At 28.8% G+C, this 23,866-nt stretch carries 18 protein-coding genes; 1 reads left to right on the top strand and 17 read right to left on the bottom strand.

What is annotated here, in order from left to right:
- Window positions 1-13: 13 nt before the first annotated feature.
- The 7 genes from ESOMN_RS03800 to ESOMN_RS00215 all read right to left on the bottom strand — a co-directional run bounded on the left by ESOMN_RS03800 (window position 14) and on the right by ESOMN_RS00215 (window position 9,484).
- A complete protein-coding gene (locus tag ESOMN_RS03800; protein ID WP_024863672.1) occupies window positions 14-1,795 on the bottom strand; it encodes a BspA family leucine-rich repeat surface protein in 1,782 nt (593 codons plus the stop codon).
- Window positions 1,796-2,124: 329 nt separating this feature from the next.
- Window positions 2,125-3,660, bottom strand: a complete 1,536-nt coding sequence (locus ESOMN_RS00240; protein WP_024863671.1) for a BspA family leucine-rich repeat surface protein — start codon at window positions 3,658-3,660, stop codon at window positions 2,125-2,127.
- A gap of 274 nt (window positions 3,661-3,934) precedes the next feature.
- Window positions 3,935-4,576, bottom strand: coding sequence for a BspA family leucine-rich repeat surface protein (locus tag ESOMN_RS00235; RefSeq protein WP_024863670.1), 642 nt, complete (start codon window positions 4,574-4,576; stop codon window positions 3,935-3,937).
- 219 nt (window positions 4,577-4,795) lie between these two features.
- Complete coding sequence (locus ESOMN_RS00230; RefSeq protein WP_024863669.1) at window positions 4,796-5,794, bottom strand: NAD(P)-dependent oxidoreductase; 999 nt, start codon at window positions 5,792-5,794, stop codon at window positions 4,796-4,798.
- Between the two features lie 8 nt (window positions 5,795-5,802).
- Window positions 5,803-7,029: an AEC family transporter gene (locus ESOMN_RS00225; RefSeq protein ID WP_024863668.1), complete on the bottom strand. Its 1,227-nt coding sequence runs from the start codon at window positions 7,027-7,029 to the stop codon at window positions 5,803-5,805.
- 187 nt (window positions 7,030-7,216) lie between these two features.
- Entirely contained in the window at window positions 7,217-7,423 is a 207-nt protein-coding gene (locus ESOMN_RS00220) for a hypothetical protein (RefSeq protein ID WP_024863667.1), read from the bottom strand.
- Window positions 7,424-7,483: 60 nt separating this feature from the next.
- Window positions 7,484-9,484 (bottom strand): MATE family efflux transporter, encoded by a 2,001-nt coding sequence (locus ESOMN_RS00215; RefSeq protein ID WP_024863666.1) that lies wholly within the window; start codon window positions 9,482-9,484, stop codon window positions 7,484-7,486.
- Between the two features lie 128 nt (window positions 9,485-9,612).
- Between ESOMN_RS00215 and ESOMN_RS00210 the strand changes: the two genes are divergently transcribed.
- Window positions 9,613-11,148, top strand: a complete 1,536-nt coding sequence (locus ESOMN_RS00210) for an ABC-F family ATP-binding cassette domain-containing protein (RefSeq protein WP_024863665.1) — start codon at window positions 9,613-9,615, stop codon at window positions 11,146-11,148.
- Window positions 11,149-11,181: 33 nt separating this feature from the next.
- Here the strand turns inward: ESOMN_RS00210 and glpK are convergent, their stop codons facing one another.
- From glpK to ESOMN_RS00160, 10 genes are all read right to left on the bottom strand, one after another.
- A complete protein-coding gene (gene glpK / locus ESOMN_RS00205; protein ID WP_024863664.1) occupies window positions 11,182-12,690 on the bottom strand; it encodes a glycerol kinase GlpK in 1,509 nt (502 codons plus the stop codon).
- Window positions 12,690-13,841 carry a type 2 glycerol-3-phosphate oxidase gene (glpO, locus tag ESOMN_RS00200; RefSeq protein WP_024863663.1) on the bottom strand — a complete coding sequence of 384 codons (1,152 nt, stop codon included), beginning with the start codon at window positions 13,839-13,841 and terminating at the stop codon, window positions 12,690-12,692. Before glpO ends, glpK begins: the two co-directional genes overlap by 1 nt.
- A 12-nt stretch (window positions 13,842-13,853) precedes the next feature.
- On the bottom strand, window positions 13,854-14,636 hold the full coding sequence (locus ESOMN_RS00195) for an MIP/aquaporin family protein (RefSeq protein WP_034942426.1): 783 nt from the start codon (window positions 14,634-14,636) through the stop codon (window positions 13,854-13,856).
- A 162-nt stretch (window positions 14,637-14,798) separates the two neighbouring features.
- Window positions 14,799-15,590: a pyrroline-5-carboxylate reductase family protein gene (locus tag ESOMN_RS00190; RefSeq protein WP_024863661.1), complete on the bottom strand. Its 792-nt coding sequence runs from the start codon at window positions 15,588-15,590 to the stop codon at window positions 14,799-14,801.
- A 67-nt stretch (window positions 15,591-15,657) separates the two neighbouring features.
- Window positions 15,658-16,440 carry a TatD family hydrolase gene (locus tag ESOMN_RS00185; RefSeq protein ID WP_024863660.1) on the bottom strand — a complete coding sequence of 261 codons (783 nt, stop codon included), beginning with the start codon at window positions 16,438-16,440 and terminating at the stop codon, window positions 15,658-15,660.
- Window positions 16,441-16,506: 66 nt separating this feature from the next.
- Window positions 16,507-17,310, bottom strand: a complete 804-nt coding sequence (locus tag ESOMN_RS00180) for a TatD family hydrolase (RefSeq protein WP_034942423.1) — start codon at window positions 17,308-17,310, stop codon at window positions 16,507-16,509.
- Between the two features lie 8 nt (window positions 17,311-17,318).
- Window positions 17,319-19,967, bottom strand: coding sequence for an HAD-IC family P-type ATPase (locus ESOMN_RS00175; RefSeq protein WP_100608746.1), 2,649 nt, complete (start codon window positions 19,965-19,967; stop codon window positions 17,319-17,321).
- Between the two features lie 9 nt (window positions 19,968-19,976).
- Window positions 19,977-21,332 carry a tRNA uridine-5-carboxymethylaminomethyl(34) synthesis GTPase MnmE gene (gene mnmE / locus ESOMN_RS00170; protein ID WP_024863657.1) on the bottom strand — a complete coding sequence of 452 codons (1,356 nt, stop codon included), beginning with the start codon at window positions 21,330-21,332 and terminating at the stop codon, window positions 19,977-19,979.
- 64 nt (window positions 21,333-21,396) lie between these two features.
- The gene (serS, locus tag ESOMN_RS00165; RefSeq protein ID WP_024863656.1) at window positions 21,397-22,662 is read right to left on the bottom strand and encodes a serine--tRNA ligase; all 1,266 of its coding nucleotides are present in this window, start codon (window positions 22,660-22,662) and stop codon (window positions 21,397-21,399) included.
- 90 nt (window positions 22,663-22,752) lie between these two features.
- Window positions 22,753-23,739, bottom strand: coding sequence for a Gfo/Idh/MocA family protein (locus ESOMN_RS00160; protein ID WP_024863655.1), 987 nt, complete (start codon window positions 23,737-23,739; stop codon window positions 22,753-22,755).
- Window positions 23,740-23,866 lie beyond the last annotated feature (127 nt).

The following is a 23,866-nucleotide window of genomic DNA, read 5'->3' as shown; positions in this document are numbered from 1 at the left end:
TTTTTATTTTTAACTAATTAATAAATTTAGGTTTTCAATTCGGATCGATTCAAGATGTTGCTCCAGTATCAAAGTCCTTATGTTTTTCTTTGCTTACTTTTGAGGTGTCTCAATTTGAAAGATCTTGATTGAAACTTGTTGCATTCATAAACATTTCCTTCATGCTTAAAACATTTGAGGTGTCTCAAGCGGAGATATTTTGATTAAAATTTGAGGCATTTGTAAACGCGTTTTGCATAGCTTTTACATTTGAGGTGTCTCATTTGGAAATGTCGCTGTTGAAAATTGTCGCATCATTAAAAATGTAGCTCATAAAATTTAATTTTGAAGTGTTTCAAGTGGAGATGTCACCATTGAAACTTTTTGCTCCTTCAAACATTTTTGTCATATTTTCGACGTTTGATGTGTTTCATCGAGATAAATTCTGATTAAATTTTGAAGCATCTTTAAACATGTTAGCGGTGACAACAGCTTTAGATGTGTCCCAATTGGAGATGTCACCGTTAAAATTTGTTGCTCCAGAAAACATCGCATGCATTGATGTTGCATTTGAGGTGTTTCAATTGGAGATGTCACCATTAAAGTTTGTTGCTCCATAAAAGATTGAACTAAATGTTGTAACATCTGAAGTGTCTCAATTTTCAATACCTAAAATTTTTTCATTAGAGTTATAGCTAAATAAAGAATTCAATTGTCTAAAAGGTTTAGGTAAAATTTTAGGTACTCTATCGCCTTTAAAATTTTTAATAGTCAGACCATCTGCTAATTCATCTTTATTAAAACCTAATTGAATGATCTCTTTTGCGTCTATTTGGTTAAAATCCAATTCTCATGTTTCTTGTGTCTCATCATTTGAATCGATATATATTGTAGGCTGTGGTTCCATTCAGTAATGATTTAATGTAATTGAACCATTATAAATTAATTCATTATTAATGTGTCCATTACCTGTAAATGTATAACTATCCGCAAATGAATCAACCGTTAAATTTTTGGATGTTGAAGGTGTTGAAACAGTTATTTCTTTTGAACCGATTTTTAAATCAACTTCTGCTTGTAATTCTTCAATGGTTCACGCGACTGTTGCTCTTTCATTCAAAATTGTTTTAAGTTGTGCTGTAATTTCTTCGCCAGTAATTGGTTTAGTGGTATCTTGGGTATTGCTTCAGTTATGAGTAAGTACCAAATCACCTTGGTATTTATGGCCATTACTAATGTCACCAAGGCCATGAAAGTTTCATTGTTTTGTACCAGTAATTTGTTCAGATGATCGCAAATTAAATGCAACTTCAGTAACTTCAATTCCCCCACGGTCATTAATTGTTGTGTCATTATCGATAACTAATTGAAGTTCGATTTGTGTTCAATTTCCATCTTGTTTAGAATTTAAAAGTTCATAAATACGTTGGCGGATTGTTGATATTGGTTGGGTTGTATCTACAACACCTTTCCAATTGTGAGTTAAATCAATATAACCATTATATCGGTATTCATTTTCTGAATTAGCATTACCAACAAAACGATATACATCATTCTTTTCTTCGGGTTTTCAAGAATAATTGTTTTTGCTAGGTAATTGAACAGTTATTCCACCGGGTCCATATTTTGAATCAATTGCATTTTGCAAGCCTTCAATAGTTCATTTTTCATTTGTTTTTATTTCCAATAAGTCTTCAAATTCGGTTTTTAGAACTCCAATATCTTGAATATAATCTTCATCACTACAAGCCACAACTGTAGCTCCAGCGCTAGCTGTTAGTGATAATACTGCTAAAATACTTAATAATTTTTTCATACTCTAAACTCCTTTTATATAAAAATTCAAATGAGTTATTTTTCCGAAATGTTTTTAAATAGTGGTAATCATTTTTAAAAAATAATATTGTTTTTACAACAATTCCACCGAATTATAAAATTATAAAATTTGTTAAATACATTGATTAAATTTGGTTCAAAAATATAAAAAGCTTTCATAAAGTAAACCTTTCTATTTAAAATTTTCAAGCCTTATGCAATCCTATTATAATATTTAAAACATAGATGTGTTAAAAAAGAAAAAAATAAGATAAAAAACCAAAAACCCTGTCTTTATAAAAATAAGGTTTTTGGCTTTTAAAATTGTTTTTAAGTATTAAATTTTGGTTTATATGTCTGATCTCAATATGGATTTGCTTGCAAATCGAAATTTTCATAATTAGTCACTTTTGAAACATTTCAGATTGAAATATCTTGATCAAATTGTTCAGTTTCTCTAAACATAAAAGACATATTCGTTACATTTGAAGTGTCCCATTTGGAAATGTCTTGATTAAAATTTAAAGCTCTCATAAACATTTCTTTCATATTAACTACTTTTGAAGTGTCCCAATTTAATGGTTGATCAAAAAGATCATTTAAAGAAAACATACCTTCCATAGTGATCACGTTGGAAGTGTCTCAGTTTAAAGGTTGATTAAAAAAACTTGCTGCACCAAACGTTTGTGTCATATCAGTTATGTTTGAAGTGTCTCAATTTTCAATACCTTCTATAAATTCATTTTGGTTATATCCAAACATTAATTTTAAAGACTTTATTTGCTTTGGTAAATAACTAGAAACTTTGCTGCCTCTAAAAGTTTGAATTGAATTACCTTCTTTGTCGAAACCAAATTGTTTAATTTCTTTAGCATTTATATCTGCAAAATCTAGTTTGCTAGTTTCTTCTTCATTACCTTCAGAATCAATATATATAGTTGGTTGTGATTCTACTCATATATGGTTTAATGTAGTATTTCCACGATATTTATGTTGATTATTTATGCTACCAATTCCTACAAATTTTCATTCTTTAGTTCCACCAACTTTATCAGTAAAATTGGAATTAGAAATTTCAGTAACAGTAATGCCTCCTTTATCATTAATGAAGGGGTCATTATCTATAGCTGATTGTAAATCTGATTGTGATCATTCTGTACTACTTTTAAAATCTAATATTTCTTGAAGTTTAGGCTTGATTTGTGAAATTGGTAATGTTTCATCACTTTTTTCGATTCATTCATGATTTAAAGTTGTTGAGCCTTCATAAATAAACTCATTGGTTGTGGTTCCGTGACCAGTAAAAATGTATTTATCGTTCTTTTCTTCACCTGTTCAAGCATAATTGATTGCTGATTGTAATTCAACCGTAATTCCACCAACAACATCAAGTTTAGCATCTACAATTGCTTGTTCTAATTCCGGTTTTGTTCATTTAAGATCTTTTCTAGAATCTAAAATTTCTTGAAGTTGAGTATTGATGTCAGTTATTGGTTTAACAAAACCAATCGTTTCAGTTCAAGTGTGAGTTAAAGTTATTGAACCTTCATAAAGAAAACCATTGTCCTCTTTTGCATTTCCATTGAAAAGAAACATTTGATTCATTACTTGGGGTTTAGACTTATTATTTTTATCATTAATTTCTTCAACCGTAATAGCTCCTGAACCATATAATTTATCGATTTCAAATTGTAAATCATTTAAAATTCAAGATTCATATTTTTTTGTTTCTAAAATTTTGTTTAAATCATTTTCTAATATTTTAATGTTTTGAAATAATTTGTCATCTGCACAAGCCGCAACAGTTATACTAGTAATACTGGCTGTAAAAGATAAGGATGCCAAAATACTTAATAATTTTTTCATTATAATACTCCTTTACTGAAAAAAATAAAGTAAAAGAAAAACCCGGAGTGATTGCAAAAAATAATACCTACTGAAGAAAAATGTTTTGCACAATAAAATTTTTTTACAAATTAAGACAACGAAAAAAACACTATGAAAAATAGTTAGTTTTGATTTCAAAATAAAAAATAAGTGCATAAATATACCTACTATCCTAGTATTTATTTTATTTTTAAAAAATAATTTGCTAAATTGTGATAGTGATAAAAAAATTTAAATTTTGACAATATTTAATTTATTTGAACTTTGGTTTAAATTCTTCTTTTCAATTAAAGGTATCTTTATCATAATCTGTTGAAAAAACATTTTTAGATTCAAAACTTCATGTAGATAAATCTTGGTTAAATGCTTGTGCATTTTCAAACATTGATCTAAAAAATTTAAACTTTCTAGCATCTCATAAATTCAGTTTTTGATTAAAGTTAATTGCATTTTGAAACATGTATTTAGTGTTATAAACATTATTTGTATGAAAGTGATTAATGTTTTGATTAAAACTTTTGGCCCCTTTGAACATTCCTTCCATTATTTTAACGTTAAATGTAAATCACCCCGAGAGATCCACATTAAATTTCCGGGCATTTTCAAATAAATAAGAAAAATCCTCAATATACCTAACATCTCAGTCTTGAACTCCAATAATTTCCTTATGAGCGTTGCCAGAAAACATTTCATTCAATCTTTTAATTTGTGGAGGTAAAAAATTAGGAACTTTAGCTCCCTTGAAGTGATGAATTGTAGAACCATTACTGTTGTATCCTAGTTTTATAATTTCTTTTGCCTTAATTTTTTTAAAGTTAAATTCTTTGGTTTTTTGTAAATTACCTTCAAAATCTAAATATTCTGTCCACTCAGTTTCTAATTTAATATTTTTCATATTTAAAGTTCTCCTTAAAATAACGATCACTATAATTGAGATAAAAATGTTTTAAAATAAATTGTTTAATTAAAAGTTATTAGTTAATTTATGATGATTTTATAAAAAAAAAAAAAAAAGCAATCGGTAAAGGCAAATTGCAAAAACTTAGATTTTATCTAAACAAAAAAGTTTTCCAATTATCTTGAAAAACTTTTTTGTTCTTTTAATTTTTAAAAATTATTTAATAATGTTTTTACAATTTCCTGTTTGAAGAAACTCTTGCAAGTTTAGATAAGATGTTTCAACCATATTTTTAACGGCTTCATCTGTATAACTTCCAATGTGAGGAGTCATTATTAAACGAGGATATAAAGAATGTAATTTTTCGTATTCAGCAACAGGAATTAAATTTTGATCAAACTTTTTAAAGAAAATTTGTCCTTCTTTTTCTACAACATCAATTGCTGCTCCTTTGATTTTGTTTGCAACAATAGCATCATAAAGAGCAACAGGATCTAGTAGTTCGCCTCTTGCGGCGTTAACTAAGAAACTTCCATCTTTCATTTTTGCAAAAAATTCCTTGTTGATCATGTGATCATTTTGTCCTTTGATATATGGACAATGAATTGTAATTAAATCTGAATTTTTTAATAAGTTATCTAAATCGGTGTATTCTAGAACTTCTTTTGCTTTATCACTTGGATAAAGATCATATCCTAAAACTTTAGCTCCCATTCCTTTTCAAGCTTTAGCTGCTTCATAACCGATTCTTCCAGTTCCGATAACTCCAATTGTTGAATTTCTCACTTCTTGAGCAAACATAAAGTTGTCAACTGTAAAGTCTTTTTGAACTCCGGTTTTATGAGCCATATAAAATAGATTTCTCAATAAACCATTCCCTAAATTCACAGCTAATTCACTGACTGCATTGGGTGAATAAAAAGGTACATAAGCCATTTTAAATCCTAATTCTTTAGCATAATTAACGTCAATATGATTTGTTCCTACAGTTCTTGTTAGCAAATATTGCACTCCATACTCTTTTAGAATATCTAAGTTTTGAGCATCAGCAACACAGTTGGCTCTTAGCATCACTGCATCACAATTTTTAGCAGTTTCAATATTGTCATGAAGTAATAAAGCTTTTTCTAAAATTAATTCATAACCAAATTTTTCATTTAAAGAGGTAAAAAATACTTTTTCTGTATCTCTAACTCCATAACATACTATTTTCATTTTTCCTCCTAGGCAAATAATGGTGTTGAACCGATTGCTACTCCAACAACCACTCAAATTGGCATTGTCACAATAGCGGCCACTGTTGATAAAGTTGTTAAATTTGAAGCAAGTTCAGGTTCTTTGTTGTAATTAATTGCGTAAGCAACAACAACATTAGCTGGTGGAGTTGCTGCCATAATTAAAATTACTGCTAATTGAGTTTTTGTTAAACGCATTGTACTATTTGGATCAATTCCATAAATAATTCCTGCAATTGCTAAAACCATTAATAGCGCCACTAAAGGAACAACAATAACTCTAATAAATGTTGCGATTCAAATAGTTTTTGATTTGATGGCTTTTTTTACATCACCTTTGGCAATTGTCATTCCAATCGCTACTCATGCTAATGGTGTACAAATTGCTGATAATGTATCAATAATTTTTTTGAATGGTGAAAATAACAAGTCAATTCTCAAGACCGAGAAGTAAGTCGCTTGATCTCCGCTTTCATAAGTCACAAATTTAATTCCTGGAATTAATTGAGTTGCTCAAATAAAGAAACCGATAAATGTAGCAATAATGATAGGATTTAAGAAAATTGATTTTAATCCTTTTTTTAAATTTTTCATTTTTACTTCTTTGTAATTTAGTAAATCTTGTTCTGTAAACTCACCAGTGTTATTAGCGATTGCTAACTTAATTTTTTTACTAGAAACTAATGATTTAACAGTTTCTGTATTTGGTCTACTCATAATTGAAAACCCGATAGTGTATAAAAATATTCTATAAGGAATGTTGAAGTTATTTGCAGTTATTTTAGCTGCATCATCCAAAACTCCACCAGCTAGTGCTGTAATTAATGGAATTCCAAAAAAAGTTGTTGATCCTAAGGCAATACACATTGCTAATGTGTCTCGAACATCTTTGTTTTGTTTATAAAAAATAAATTTTGATGTTGTTGTCATCAATAAATAAAATAAAAATCCAATTAAAATAACTACAAGTTCTTTTTTTAATGAATCTTCGCTAGCATCAGTTAGGAAACCTTGTAATGCCAGTGCAGGTAAACCTACAACCATAACGATTTTAATAAATACTTTTTCCCAATCTTTGTTTAAGATTTGTTTTTTTGTTAAAAAGAAACCTAAACCAATAACAAAAATTGTTGCAAAAATTGCTGTTCACAGCGGTCAACCACCAAGAATTTTTTGAATAGCTTCGCTTGTTTGATTTGTTAATAAAATATGCATAATCTTTTCCTTCCAAAACCATTATAGACCTCTAATAAAAATAATGTGAAAAAAAATTTTTTAAATTATTTTGAAATAAAAAAATTCCCACTTTGGGTGTTTTTTCTAGTATTTATCGTATCATTTTGAAACAATCGAAATAAAAAAACCATACACCTCTGTTATTAGTGTGTGGTTTTTTTATTTTTTATTTAATGTTTTTTGGTTCTGCTGCTTGGTAATTTTCTAGTACATTCATTTCTTCATTAAAATGATGTTTACAATATGATTTAACAATTTTTATGAATGTTGGTTCGGCTGTTAATCATCTATTTTCGCCAGCTCTAACGTCTAAGACATCTTGATCAATAGTTGCACTAGCTGATTTTTCGCAATCTTCTTTTATACAAATCATTTTCTTTTCCTCTAAAGCTTTTAGCTTTCTAATATATTTTAGAATAATTTAAAAAAATGACTATAATTTTGGTTTATTTTGCATTTTTTTATGTTTTTTTTTGATTTGTTTAATTAATGATTCGGTTTTTTCCAAATATTTTTTTTCATTTGTTTTTGCAAAAAGAGTTTTATTATAAATTGCTTGATTGATTAAACTCTCTTCAATGTTGATTAATTTGTTCGCTCTTTTTACTCTTAAATAAAAGATTATCAACATTGGGGCAATTATTAGTCCAGAAACAAAGTCAGATAAACCAACAAACAAGAAAAACCACAGAGAATTATTTGTTGCTATTGTAATTGAATAACCAATCCCTAACATAGGAAGAAAGATAACCATTGAACGCAAAGAAGTACACAAAGTTGCGGCACGACTTTTGCTTGTTCCTTGAAAAAGACCTAGCGCAATGTAAGTTAAAGAAGCAAAGGGATATGTAAAAAAATATAAAAATTGATAAAAATAGAAAATGCTTCCATAATTTGCATATTCTTTAGGAAAAGCGAACATGGTCATCATTACAGGACCAGCACTAACGATTAATAAAAGAATAAATAAAAATCAACCAAACATCAACCAAGTAGAGCGTCTTAAAATTGAAACAATACGAGCATTACGTTTGGCTCCATAATTGTAAGCAATCATTGTTCTTACTCCTTGATTTAAACCAATACATGCACTTAAAATAAATTCAGCTCAAGGAGTCATCGAAGAAATTAATTGTTGCAAAATTGAAACTCCACCATTTTGTTCAAATGAAGGTCCCTCTTTAGGGATTGGTAACTTAATCACAACTGCTGTAGAAACATAAGAATTTACAACTACGGCAAAATAAATAATAAAATTAGGAATTCCGGCCTTAATTGTTTCTGTTCAATTTTGTTTTTGCAAAATAAATAAATTTCTAATTTTAAATTTAGAATACGAAATTTTAGATGCATAAATAACAACTAAGCAATACAAAATTTGATACAAGAAAGCCATTATTGTCCCTAATTGTGCTCCAGTTAATTCCATCCCTCCAAAATGCATTGCTGAAATCGAAACTCCACATTTAACAATTAATGAAGTTAAAGTCATGATCATGATGTGTCACATTTTACCTTCACTTCTGACCATGTTCATAATCACTCCGGCAACAAACATTGTTGGAAGACCATAAATTAAGGGTTCAACATCAGATCAAGCTAAAGCAGTAATCACTTCATTTTTGTGACCACCCATTTGTGAAGATATTAAAACCTGATTAAAACTAGGAAACGATAAAAAAAATAGTAACATAGCAACAGCTATTGAAACCAAAAATGATTGAGAAATACTATTGCCTGTAATTTCTCCTAATTGTTCTTTTTTTCCGCGCCCAAATTGTACTGCATAGTGCATTCCTGCTCCAATTGCCATAATTTGTGAAAACGAATAAGCTAGGTTATAAGTTTGCATTGTATATTGAGTTGTAACATTAATGTATTCTCTAATTCTCTCTGCTGAAATTGTTATTTGATTTAAGTTATACAATTTTTCAACTTCCATTAAAATGGTCTTTTGTTCAGCATTGTTAACAGCAATTTTTAAATTGTTAAGATTAGCGGTACTATCTAAACTAAAAAAGTTTAAAAAAGAAGTTCATCTATCAGATGTGGAATTTAAAGCATCCATTAAAATCGAATGATCATTAGCTCCAATAATTAATTTATGAAAATAATCTCAATTTGCACTAGCGTGAGGAGTAGCAAATTGCAAAGCTAAGGTTTTATCCAAAATATTATACAGACCTTGGGTTAGCATTAAAATAACGGTGGGAATACAAAAATAAGCAATCGCTTTTCAAACACTTGCATATCGCAACATAAATTCTCTAGTTGTTAAAATCGGAATAAATAATTGTTCTCGATCTCATCCACCATTCATTCTTGCTTTTTTATTAACCTGCTCAGCTGTTAATTTTTCATTATTTTTTTTTGAAGAATTTTTGAAGAATCAATTAAAAATTTTTTTCTCTATAAATGACTTTTTTTTATTCATGTTTTTCCTTTTCAATCTATTTTATTACTTTTTTTCAAGATAGAAAGCAAACACTTGATTTTCTAATTTTATTTTAAAAATAATCTTTTATATTATAATTTAATAGTTATTTATTTAGGAGGGGAAGTATGAGTGTACTTTTTATTGAAGGACTAACCCATCAAAATGGTGGAAAAATTTTATACAGAGATTCAACACTAAGAGTTAATAAAGGTGAACACATCGGACTTCTTGGTGCTAATGGAACTGGTAAAACAACATTATTAAATATTATTACCGGGAGAATCACTCCTGATCACGGAATTGTTGAATTGCATCCTCGTGCAAAAATGGGATATTTAGATCAACACCAAGATGTTGATTTAAATATTTTAGGTATTGATTATTTAAAAGATGCCTATAAAGATCTTTATGTTATGCAAGATAAAATTAACAAAATCTACGAAGATATGGCCATTGAATATAATGAAGATGATTTAATTAAAGCTTTGGCTTGACAAGAAGAATTATCTTTAAAAGGTTTTGACACTATTGAAAAAACCATCGGAAACTTGGTTGCTGGATTAGGAATTAACCCAGAAAACCTTAACAAGACTTTGGGACAATTATCTGGTGGTCAAAGAGGAAAAATTTTGTTAGCAAAACTATTATTAAAAAATGATGATTTTATTTTACTAGATGAACCCACTAACTTTTTAGATGTTGAACAAGTCGAGTGACTTGCTAACTTTTTACAAAATTATGAAAATTCATATTTACTAATTTCACATGATGTAGATTTTATTAATAAAACTGTTGATATTATTTATGCAATTGAAAATCAAGAAATTAATCGTTATGTTGGAAACTACGATAAATATTTAGAACTTTCGCAACAACGCGCTGAACAATATGATGCTGCTCGTGAATCTCAACAACAGCAAATTGCTAAACTAAAAGATTATGTAGCGAGAAATGCTGCTCGTGCTTCAACTGCTCGCTCTGCCCAATCACGTCAAAAACAACTTGATAAAATGGATGTCATGGATGAACGACGTGATTTAGTAAAACCAAAGATGAAGTTCAAATATAAACGCCCTAATTCAGCAGTGGTTGTTAAGGCTGAAAACTTAGAGATCGGATATGGTTTTGCTTTAACTCACCCCTTAACTTTCGAATTGCGTGAAGGAGAAAAATGTATTGTTCGTGGTTATAACGGAATTGGTAAAACCACTTTCTTAAACACTATCGAAGGTTCTCTCAAACCTGTCTCAGGAAAAATCATGTTAGGAAACGGTGTTGATATTGCTTATTTCCACCAACTTGAACATAATGGCGATGAAACTCCAATCGCTTACTTGATGAGCCTTTATCCCGAAATGCTTGAAGGCGAAGTTAGAGCAACAATCGGAAAATTTGGAGTTAAATCAGAATTGATGTTAAATCCAATGAACAAATTATCTGGAGGAGAACAAACTAAAGTTAGGCTCGCTGCTTTAAGTTTAGAACCTGCATCTTTATTAATTTTAGATGAGCCCACTAATCATATTGATGTGTTAGCCAAAGAAGCGCTATTAGAGGCAATTAAAGCTTTTGAAGGAACTGTTTTGATTACAACCCATGATATTAACTTCGAAACTAAATGAGCTGATAAAGTTTTAAACTTTGAAGATTTAGTTGAATAAAAAATCAGGATTTTTACATCCTGGTTTTTTATTTTATTGAATATCTTTTGTTCAACTAAAAGTTCTTTTAACTGCTTCTTGTCAGCCTTTAATTAAGGAATTAGCTTTGTTTTTATTAATTGATGGTTGTAGTTCAAAATCAATTTGATAATTTTTTTTGATTTCTTCAACATCTTTTCAATAACCTGTTGCTAATCCAGCTAAATAAGCAGCTCCCATTGCAGTAGTTTCAACGTTTTTAGGTTTAATTACTTTTGTTTGAGTGATGTCTGATTGAAATTGCATAATAAATTTGTTACGTGATGCTCCCCCATCAACTTTCAGAGATGCTAAATCTTTTTTAATATCTTTTTGCATTGCACTAATAACATCATAAGCTTGGTAAGCAATCGCTTCTAATGTTGCTCGCACAATGTGTTCTCTTTTAGTTCCGCGATCAAGACCAAAAATTGCTCCACGTGAATATGAATCTCAGTAAGGAGAACCTAACCCAGTAAATGATGGGACAACATAAACACGACGATCATCATCAACTTGTCCTGCATATCACTCTGTTTCGATTGCGTTATAAATTAATCGTAAATTATCACGTAATCATTGAATAGCTGCTCCAGCAATCATTACAGAACCTTCTAGAGCATAAGTTATTTTACCTTGATAAGCTAAGGCAACCGTTGTTAACAATCCATGACTAGAAACAACGCGTTGTTCTCCAGTATTCATTAAAATAAAACATCCTGTTCCATAAGTAATTTTTGATTGACCTTCATCAACACAAAGTTGTCCAAATAGCGCTGACTGTTGATCTCCAATTGAAGACCCAACTTTAATTTGGGTTTTATCTGATTTTGATAAAATTCCAGGGTAAGTTAAACCGTAAATTTCACTACAACTTTTAATTTCGGGTAGAATGTTTCGAGGAATGTTAAATAAGGCTAATAATTCATCATCTCAATCATTAGTATGAATGTTATACATTAATGTTCTTTGGGCATTAGTGTGATCAGTCACAAAAACTTCACCACCTGATAAACGATAAATTAATCAAGTATTAATCGTTCCAAACATTAAGTTATTTTCATTAGCTAATTGACGAGCGCCAGGAACATTATCTAAAATTCATTTAACTTTAGTTCCTGAAAAGTAAGGATTAGAGATTAATCCTGTTTTTTCTCTAATCATATCAACTTGTTCTTGATTCATGTCTTCGCAATATTTAGCTGTTCTTTGGTCTTGTCAAACGATGGCATTATAAATTGGTAACCCTGTTGTTTTATTTCATAAAACAACAGTTTCACGTTGATTGGTAATTCCGATGACTTCAACTTGATCACCTTTAATTTTTGCTTTGTTAAGTGCTTGAACTAATGTTTTGTGTTGAGCGTTTCAAATTTCAATTGCATCATGTTCTACTCATCCTTCTTGAGGAAAAAATTGAGTAAATTCGGCTTGGTCAATTCCAATTATTTCTCCCTTACGATTAGTTATTAGTGTTCTGGCACTTGTGGTACCTTCATCTAGTGTTACAACGTATTTTTCCATTATATAATTGGTAACTCACTTTCTTGTTTTGGGTTTCAATTTTTTTTAAATTTTAATTTGTTATTCTTTTTAATTAAATAAATCACATAGTCTGCGATCGCAGGAGCTGAAGCAATTGCTGGTGATTTTGTTCCTGCCACATTAATGAAATTAGGATCTTTTACAACTGGTTTTATTCAAAAATCATTTGTGGTTGGTTCAATTGGTCTTGAACCAGAATAAACCATACAAGTTTTTTCGATTCGCAAATTAGGAATTAGCTTTTTACCAATACTTCCGATTGAATCAAATTTAGCTTTGGTGATTAAACGAGTATCATCTTTAGCAATATTTTCTTCAGCTGTTGGTCCTACCATAACATGACCATCTAACATTGGGGCAACAATAACACCTTTTCCGTGAATAGTTGGAACCATAAAAACAACCGAATTCACAATTCCTTCTTCTGTTTTTTCTAAAATCCGATATTCACCACGACGAGCAACTAGTTTAAATTCTGGATACCCTGCCATTTCAGAAATTACATCTGCATAGTGTCCTGCAACATTAATGATAATTGGAGCAGAAATTGTTTCTTTATTGTTTTTGATTTCATAATTAGTTCCGTTTTTAACAATGGCTTGAACTTTGGAATCAAGCATCAAATCAACACCGTTTTTAATAGCATTTTTAAACAAAACTTTAGTTAATTCTACCGGGTCAATTGCAATTGAAGAATTACACACTAAAGCTCCAACCGCTTCTTTAGAAATGTTTGGTTCTCTTTTTTGCAATTCCTGAGCATCAATAATTTCTAATTCAGATTTTTTTAAACCATTAATTAAACCACGATCATACAACATATAAACATGTTTCATTTCTTCTTTATTAAATGCAACCACCGTTGAATCAATTCTTAGATATGGAAAATCCATATCTCTAATTCAATCTTCATAACGAAGTTTTCCCAATTGATTAAGTTTGGCATTCAATTTTCCTGGCGTTGGATCAAAACCACCATGCACTAATCCAGAATTACCGGCACTAGTTTCCATAGCAACTCTTTTGTTCGCTTCTAAAACGACTATTTTTTTATCATATTGAGAAAGTTCTCTAGCAATAGCTGCTCCAAGAATACCTCCTCCGATTATACAAATATCATAATTTTTCATTTTACTTCCATTCTATAATGCTGAAAAAATTAGTCCAATAATTAGTCCTGCAGACATAGGTGCAGCAATTGGGACTCAAGAATATTTTCAATCTGAGCCACCCTTTCCTTTTAAGGGTAATAATTGATGCACAATTCTTGGACCTAGGTCACGAGCTGGATTAATTGCATATCCGGTGGTACCACCCAATGATAGTCCTATCCCTATCACAATTGCTCCAACTATAATTGGAACAAAAAATTTAGGAATAGTTCCGTATTGTCCAATTGCTAATATCGCTGTTACCAAAACAGCTGTTGCTACAAATTCCATCAAAAATGAATTTATCATTGATTTATCTGTTGGTCCGGTTGAGTGCATCCCAAGAATTGTTCCTTTACATTCCAAGTCACTCTTATCATTTAGAACTAATTTAATGTGATTAATATAAACTATATCCACAATTAACGAACCTAAAATTGCTCCAAAAATTTCAAGAGCTAAAACACCAATTAAAATTCCAACCATTTCACCGTTGTTAAAAATTGCAAATGCATTTTTAATTCCATCAAAATCAGCGAAAGCAGCAGCTAACATAACTGCTGGATTTAATCATCCTTGTCCACCTTTGAAAGCAGAAGAAATTATTGCAGCCGTGAATACCGCAGTCCCTCATCCTATACAAATTGATAATCACCCAACATTTTGAGCTTTCGTGCCTTTTAAAACAACATTTGCAACTATTCCATTTCCTAAAGTAATTAAGATTGCTGTTCCAAAAAATTCAGTAATTAATAATCTACCTATATCTGTCATAATTTTAAAACCTCCGTTTTCATTATAATTTTTTCCAAGTTTTAGTCAAGGAAATGGAAAAAATAATTTTTATAGTAAAAAAAGACCGTTTTACTGGTCCGTTTTAAGTTATTTTTTGGAAAATAAATACATAAATAGTGTTCTACATCCCATTATGAAACACTAATGGTTTTTATCTTTGTGAATTGCTGCTTCATAAGCTTCTGCAATTGTTTTTTCTAAATTATTTTTTTTAAAAACTTTAAGAGCCTCAATAGTAACTCCGCCAGAAACTGAAATGGCATTAATAATACTTTCAGCACTATTTTGGGTTAATTTTCATGATTCTAAAGTTTGAATAAATGTGTCTATTAAAATTTCCTTAGCTTTTTGAGAGTCCATTCCGTTAGCAATAACTGCTTTTTGAAATTCATTTACATATGTCAAAGCATAAGCGGGCATGCATCCAGCTGCTATTGTAAAATTAGAAAACTCTTCTTCATTAATTAAAAAGACTGATCCACATTTCTCTAAAAGTTTAACTATATTAGTTTCTATTTTTTTGTCTTCAATTAAAGTTATTCCTGTTGTTGATCTTTGATAATTTGCATTTATGTTAGGCATTATTCTAATAATTGTAAGATTTTTGTTATTTGAGAATCCTGATGAAATCTTTTGAATCGCATAACCAGAAGCCATTGAAATAATGATTGTTTTGCCCAAATCATTTTTATCTAAATTCTTAATTACTTCAGGCATTACTGGTACCCTAACTCCTAAGAAAATAACATCAAATTCTTGTTTTTTGATTTTAGTCAAATCATTAAAGGGTTTGATGTTTAGTTCCTTTGCTAAAATTTTTAGTTTGTTGTCATCATAATGATAACCATAAACTTGATGTTCATTATTTTCGCGATTAATTCCTTTAATCAAAGCTGATCCCATATGTCCTAATCCAATAAATAAAATTTTCATAATTTTCTCCTTTTATACTAATAAATGTTTTCAAACATAAAAAGAACCTTGTGGTTCTTTTAGATTTTTATAAGAAAAAGTCTCTTGAATTTTTTCTTGTTGCAGAAATTAAATCATCAGCATTCATTCCTCTAATCGCTGCTATTTTTTCAACAACTAATGGTAAATATTTTGGATGATTAATTGCTCTTTCATATGGATGTGGAGCATGATAAGGCGCATCAGATTCAATCATTAAATCATTTAAAGAAATATTTTTAGCAACTTCTTGTAATTCTTTATTTCTTGTCACTAGTCCATTAAGTGAAATATAATAACCTAACTTGATAAATTGTTGAGCTATTGATCAATTTCCTTCAAAAGCGTGAATTACAGCTTTCTTAACTTTTTTAGATTTAAGGATATTTAAGACATCATTATACGCGTTAAATTCTCCAGGGTTGTCCTTAATGTGAATCATTAATGGTAAATCAAATTTTTTAGCTAATTCGATTTGTTTGTAAAAAGCATCTTTTTGTTGAATTATATATTGACTACCTCTTGAATAGTCCAATCCTGTTTCACCAATTGCGACAACTTTATTAGCATTAGCTAGATCTTCTAATTGATCGTATACAACATCTGTGTACAATGCTGCTTGTGTTGGATGAATCCCAATCACAGCATAAACATTAGAATTTTTTGCTGCTTGTAATACAGACAATTTTGATGATTTTAAGTCATAACCAACAGAGTTAATAATAGTTACACCCGCTTTTGCGGCTTCACTAACAATTTCTGCTGAACTAATATTTTGTTCCAAGTAAACACCATCGTTCAAATGACAATGTATATCGTATATTCCTGCCACTATTTCACACTCTCCTTTTTAAATATTTTACTACTAAAAAACCTTCTAATATTTTTCATTTTTAAATTATGAAAATATATTAAAAGCTTTAAAAGCATTTTCTGTTGTTGCTGAAATTATTTCATCTTTTGACAGGTTTTTTAATTCAGCTATTTTTTCAACAGTTAAAATGATATTTTTAGGAAAATTCATTTGTCCTCTAAAAGGGTGTGGTGTTAAATAGGGCGCGTCTGTTTCTACCAAAATTTTTTCTAAAGGTATTCAAGCTGTTGCTTCTTGTAGTTCTTTAGCATTTTTAAACGTTACTGCACCACCGATGTTTATTCAACACCCTAAATCTATAAATTTTTTAGCATACTCTAAATTAGCCGAAAAACAATGAACAATCATTCTATTAGGTTTAAACTCTTCTAGTATTTCTAAAACATCATCATAAGCTTCATAAATTCCTTTTGCATCACGAATGTGCATCATTAAAGTAAGGTCTCTTTCTTGAGCAATTTCTATTTGATCTTTAAATCATTGCTTTTGAATTTCAGCATCTTCTTTTTGATAAAAGTAATCTAATCCAACTTCCCCAATTGCTACAACAGAAGAATCCTGGGTTAAAATTTTTAATTTTTTAAGATCACTAATTTTGTGATTTTGAACTTCGTTTGGATGAATTCCTACAGCAACAAAAATATTTTCAAATTTATGGGCTTGTTCAATCGCTTTTTCAGAAGAAGCAACAGAGAAAGCGCAATTTAAAAGATAGCCAACACCTGCATTGTTTGCTTCTTCAATAATTTCCTCAATTGGAATATTTTGTTCTTCATAAGTTTCGTCATTTAAATGTGTGTGACAATCAAAAATTAAATTTTTTTTCATTATTCTCCTTAAAATCAATTTTTAAATATTTTAATGTAAGATTTTTTTGCAATTTCTCCAATTATTCATGCGAGTAATAAAATTCCAAATAAATAAGCTAGTCAAATGCTACTTGGAATTTCAAAATTGATTACATGAGAAATTTGATGAATATAAGTGATCATAAATGCTATTCCTGCAAAAAAAGACATTCCCGCCACAAGTTGTCATGATGGTCTTGATTGAATTAGAGATATTTTTTCGGTTCTATAAACAATGATCAATACCATGTGTGTAAATAACGATTCTAAAAAAAACATTGTTTGAAACTGTTTAATTGCAAACTCTCCATTAACTCCAGCAATTTGTCCAAACATTCCCATAACATAACCAATAATCAAAAAGTTTACTATTGAAATTAACGTGGAAACAAGACCATTTCAAAAAGCGAATGGAATAATGGTTTTAACATTTCATGATAAGGGCTTTTTAATTGAATAATCGTCTACTTTATCAAAAACAAATACTAAATTAGAAAAATCATAAATTAAATTTTGTAACAATAGTTGAAGTGGTGACATTGCTTCAAAACCAAATCAAAAAGTCGAAATTAATAGGGTTAACATTAATCCTAAATTACAAGCAACAGTGATTTTAATATATTTAATTGCATTCGTAAAAATTTGTCTTCCCTTAATAAAAGACTTCTCTAAAACATCTAAATCTTTTTCTAGCAAAATAACATCAGCAGCAGCTTTAGCTAGTGGTGTTCCATTATTAACAGATATTCCTACATCGGCAGTTTTTAAAGCCACTGCATCATTAACACCATCCCCCAAAAAAGCAACAACTTTTTTGTTAGATTGAAGGTTATTAACTATATTTGCCTTATCTAGAGGTGAAAGTTTAGCGAAAATATTGACTGTGTTTATTAATTCATTTAATTCAGTTTTTGAAAGTTTTTGAATTAAATCTCCTGTAATTGTTTTGATTTTTCTCAGTTTTATTAATTCTGCAATTTTAGTAGCTATGTTCGAAGCATCTCCGGTTAAAATTTTTAAATCTATATTGTATTTATAGATTGTTTCAATAATTTTTTTAATACCCGGTTTAATGACTTCTTGAAATGAAACAATTCCTTCAAAAATTAGGTTCTTATGAGTAATTTTGTCGGTTTTTTTAGAAGCTAAAATTAGAGTTCTATAACCTTGTTTTGTTAACTGTTCAATTTGTTCGTTTATTTTTAGCAAATATGATTTGTTAAAGTCAACAATCTGACCATTGTCATTAACAAAATTAATCATTTTTAACATTTCTTCAACAGAACCTTTGGAAATTTGTGTCTTTTTGCCTTCAATATCAACCAATAAAGATAAACATCTTGTAATATGTGAAAATGGTTCTTCAGACAATAATTTTATGTTTTTTGGAATTTGGATATTACTTAATTTTTTTACTACAGCTTGATCAATTTTGTTGGATAAATTTTGTTGTAAAAATGAATTTATAAATAATAATTTGTTTAATTGATCTTGACTAGTTTTGTTAATATCTACACAATCATTAAGTTTTACTTCATCCAATGTTAAGGTTCCTGTTTTGTCAGTGCATAAAACATTAACACTACCCATATTTTGTACAACAGCTAAATTTTTAACAACAACTTTATTTTTAGCCATTTTTTTAGCTCCAAGTTGTAAATTAGAAGAAATAATAGCAGGCAATGCTTCAGGGGTTAAAGAAACTGCGATTGATAATGAAAAAATTAATGCTTGCACTCAAGCGCCAGTTCTTAATCCTGAAGCCAAAAGAATAATCGGAATCATTGATAAGATTGAAACAACTAAAATTTTAGTTATTTTAGATAAACCTTTTTCATAATCTGATTCTCCATTTTTTTCTTCAGCAATTTTTAAAATTGAAATGGCATAATTTTGCTCAGCAATATTAATAACAACTCCGAAACAACTTCCGTTAGTGATTATTGTTTGACTAAATCCAATGTTTTCTAAATCTAAAAGTTGTTTATTTTTATTTTTAGTGTGCTTAACTAAAGCTTCACTTTCCCCCGTTAGTGTAGATTCATCAATCATTAGTTGATTTGATCAAATTATTCTAATATCAGTTGGTATTACATCACCATTGTTTAAATAAATAACATCTCCAATTGTTAAATGAGATTGATCAATTTTTATTAAATTTTTTTTAAGAGATACACTGCTTTTTAATTCCGAAAAATTAATTTCTTTATCTACAACTCAAATTCCGTTTTCAACCATTTTATGAAGTTCAATATTAGATTTATAAGCTTTATATTCTTGAATATAATCTACTGAACCAGTTAAAAAGATCATTGAAATAACAATAAACCCAGAAATTAAATCAATCACTTCACGATCGTTAAAAAAATATATAAAAAAATTAGCTAACCCAATGCCTAGCAACAACAAATTAAAAGGTTCAACTAGAACTCCTAAAATTTTTTTTCAGTGAGCAAAATTTTTAGTAATAGTTTGGTTCTTACCAAATTTGGATTCGTTATGTTGTCTGTCTTCTGGACTAAGTCCAATTTTGGAATCAAGTTTATTTGCTAATTCTTCAAATGAAGAATTAGCAATATCAATAACTTTTTGTTCTCGTTCATATTTGAAATTGATTTCTTTATTTTTACTTTTCACAATTCACCTCTATTTACCTAAACAATATTTTCTGAAAATATTATCAATTATCTCTTCATCATATTGTTCACCAATAAGTTCATTCAATAAACCTCATCCTTCATAAAGATCAACATTAACAACATCGATGGGAAAATGATTTTGCAAATTTATGTAAGCGGTATTAATTTTATTTTTAACTTGTTCAATTAAAGAAATTTGATTGATGTTAATTAAAATTAAATTTTCATCTTTTAATATCTCTTCGTTATTATATTTTTGATCAATTTTAGATATCAATTCATTAATATCGTTATTTAAAGCATTAGTAAAAACTACATCATTAAATTGTGATATAAGTCTTTGTTTTTCACTATCGTTTAAATTTTCGCTTTTATTGACAACAATTATTTTAGTTTTGTCCTTTGCCAAATTAATTATTTCAAGACTTTTGGTACTAATTTCTTCTGGAGTTATGACAAACAAAACCAAATCTGCTTTTTTTATATATTCAAGCGATTTTTTAATACCTAAAGCTTCCACAATATCTTCAGTTTCGCGAATTCCTGCAGTATCAATTAAATTCAAAGTAAAATTTTGGAAAGATATTTGCCCTTCCACAATATCTCTTGTTGTTCCTGGAACATTGGTAACAATTGCTTTATCTTCGCTAAGTAGGGCATTTAAAATCGAAGATTTACCTACATTAGGTTCTCCGATAATTGCTGTTTTTATTCCAGATGCTGATTTAGAAGCTAATTTAGATCTTAATAAAATTTGGTTTAATTTTTCATCAATTTTTTTAAGTAAGTTTTGAAGATCTTTTGGAGAAGAACCTTCAACATCATCATAATCAGGATAATCAATTGAAACTTGAATTCTAGATATAACATCCATTAAATCGCTTTTTAAATCTAAAATCGTTTTATTGTGCGAGCCACTCATGTTGTCAACACCAATTTTTAAAGCTAATTCGTTAGTAGCGTGAATTAAATCATTAATTCCTTCCGCTTGGATTAAATCTATTTTTCCATTTAGAAAAGCTCTTTGTGAAAATTCGCCTTTTTGTGCCATTCTGGCTCCAGAATTTAAAATTAAATTAATAATTTTATTAGTATTCAAAATTCCTCCATGACAAGCAATTTCAATAACATTTTCACCAGTAAAAGAACTTGGATTAACAAAAGAAGTTATAACAACTTCATCAACCACTTGCTTATTTTGAAACAATTTTCTAAGAAAGATGTTTCTGTGCAAGGGAATTTCTTTATCTACTATTTTATTAATAATATTAAATGCATCATCACCACTAATTCTAATTACCGCAATTGCTTGTGTTGAAATATTAGTAACTGGAGCTACAATCGTGTCGTTAATATTCTTCATAAGTACCTCCAATTTAATATTATTTTACCAATTTGTTTCTCGGAAAAAAAATAAGTCTATAGACTTATTTGATAAATTCTTCGTTATTGAAATATGATTTTAAAATTTCTGGCAAAATCAATTTTTCACCATCAAAATAATTTTCTAAAATTGCTGCAAATAATCGATCAATTGCAACACCACTTCCATTTAGTGTATGAACTAATTTAACTTTACCATCAAAATCTTTAAATCTAGTCATCATATTTCTTGCTTGAAAATCACCACAATTAGAACAAGAAGAAATCTCGCGATATTTATTTTGTTCTGGAAACCAAACTTCAAGATCATAAGTTTTAGTAGCTGAAAAACCAACATCTCCAGTACACAATTCAACAACTCTATAAGGTAAGTTAAACATTTGTAAAATTGCTTCTGCATCTTTGGTTAAATTTTCTAATTCTTCCATTGAATAACTTGGTTCCACAATTTTAACCATTTCAACTTTATTAAATTGATGAAGTCTAATCATGCCTTTTGTATCTCTGCCAGCTGAACCCGCTTCTTGTCTAAAACACTGTGAAAATGCTGTGTAATTTAATGGCAATTGTGTTTTTTCAAGAATTTCATTTGCGTGCAAATTAGTTAAAGGAACTTCTGCTGTGGGAATTAAATATTGTTCTCCAACTTGGTAAGCATCTTCGGCAAATTTTGGCAATTGTCCTGTTCCATACATTGCTTCTGCATTAACAATCAAGGGAATAAAAAATTCTTTGTAACCGTTGTTTGTGTGGCGTGTCAATAATATATCTGCAAGTGCACGAACTATTTTTGAACCTTTGCCTGTATAAATTAAAAATCTTGATCCACTAATTTTTGGTCCTGATTCAAAATCAACTAAACCCAATTTAGAAGCTATGTCTCAATGAGGTATATTAGATTTTTTTAAATCTCCGTTATTTCAAGTTCTAACAACATAATTATCGCTATCGTCTTTACCAATTGGCATATTTTCGTTAGGGACATTAGGAATGAATTGTAAAAGATTAATTAATGCTTTTGACACTTCTTTCAATTTTTCATCTAGTTCAGTTATTTTTGAATCGAAACTTAAACTTTGAATTTTAATCTTTTCTGCTTCATCTAAATTTTTATTTCTCATCAACTCACCGATTTGTTTTGATAAATTGTTTTTTTCTGATTTTAAAGATTCAACTTTTAATAAAATACTTTTACGAATTTTGTTTTTTTCAATAACCTTATTAAGTTGTTGAGAGAAGTTGCCACCACGTTTATTTAGTTGCTTTTCGACATATTCAAAATTGTCTTCAATATAATTAACATCTAACATTTTATACCTCATTAATTTATAAATAAAATTATATACTTATTAACTTGTATATAAACCCAATAGACAAATAAATATGGTGTTTTTATTTTTTTAATAATCAATTTCTTTGTCAATACTTTCTAAAATTTTTATTGTTTTTAGAGTTAACTTCAATAAGCGATTTCTTTCTTGAATATTGTTATCCAAAATCATATCAACAAAGTTTTGAATTTCATAAATCATATCGTTTACATTTTTATCTTTAACAAACAAAGTTTGCACTTTTTTTGAAGATTTTTGTTTTCATGTATGTAGTTCAATAATTGCTAAATTTCCTGGATTATCAAAAACTAAATTAGTTTTATCAATAGTTGCTAATTCATTATATATACCAGAGTATGACATTTTAGAATTGTTAATAGTTGTTAAAATTCCATTTTCATGTTCTAATAAAACATTGCTAATAACCGAAACTCCATTTGAAAGTTTTCTAGTCAATGACTTTACATGTTTAACATCACCTAATAAATCAATGGCAATTTCTACAGGATAAACTAACATATCATAAGTTGTTCCTCTTCCTAAATTAAAGTCAAATCCAGAAGGAATTTTGCCAAGTAAAACATCATCCATAAATCTTGAGTAACTAGATTGTGTTAAATTAACTGTGACAATTTGATGATTTTTTTTGAAATCTTTAAGAATATCGTACTGAGGATAATGGATAGGCCTAAAAGCTTCCATTAAAATTAAATTATTTTTTTCTGCAATTTGAATTAAAGTTTTAAATTCAGAAACTTTAAAAGTGGCCGTTTTTTCGACAAGTACATGAATATTATTATCTAGCAAAAATTTTGCAATTTCATAATGTGTTCCATTTGGTGTGCCAATATAAACACAATCAACTATGTTTATTAATTCTTTTCAATCTTCAACAATTAAAGTTTTAGCATTTATATTAGTGTTTTTAATTAAAACTTCTGCTGATGCTCTTTTACGAGAACTTACTGCAATAATATTTAATTTTTTTATTTGATTAGCTGCTTCAATAAATTTTTCTGTTATTGCCGAAGTTCCTATTGTTGCTAACTTTAACATTTTTTACTCCTCTTTTTAATTCATATTTCTATTTTAACTTACATAAAACAAATAAGAAAATTATCAAAAATGTTAAAAATAAATTCTTTTAAACATTAATAATATGAAATATTTGTTAAAAATCTTT

Source organism: Williamsoniiplasma somnilux (assembly GCF_002804005.1).
Taxonomy (GTDB): Bacteria; Bacillota_I; Bacilli_A; order Mycoplasmatales; family Mycoplasmataceae; genus Williamsoniiplasma; species Williamsoniiplasma somnilux.
The sequence above is the reverse complement of the archived record's forward strand: the minus strand, read 5'-3'. Positions and strand labels throughout refer to the sequence as shown.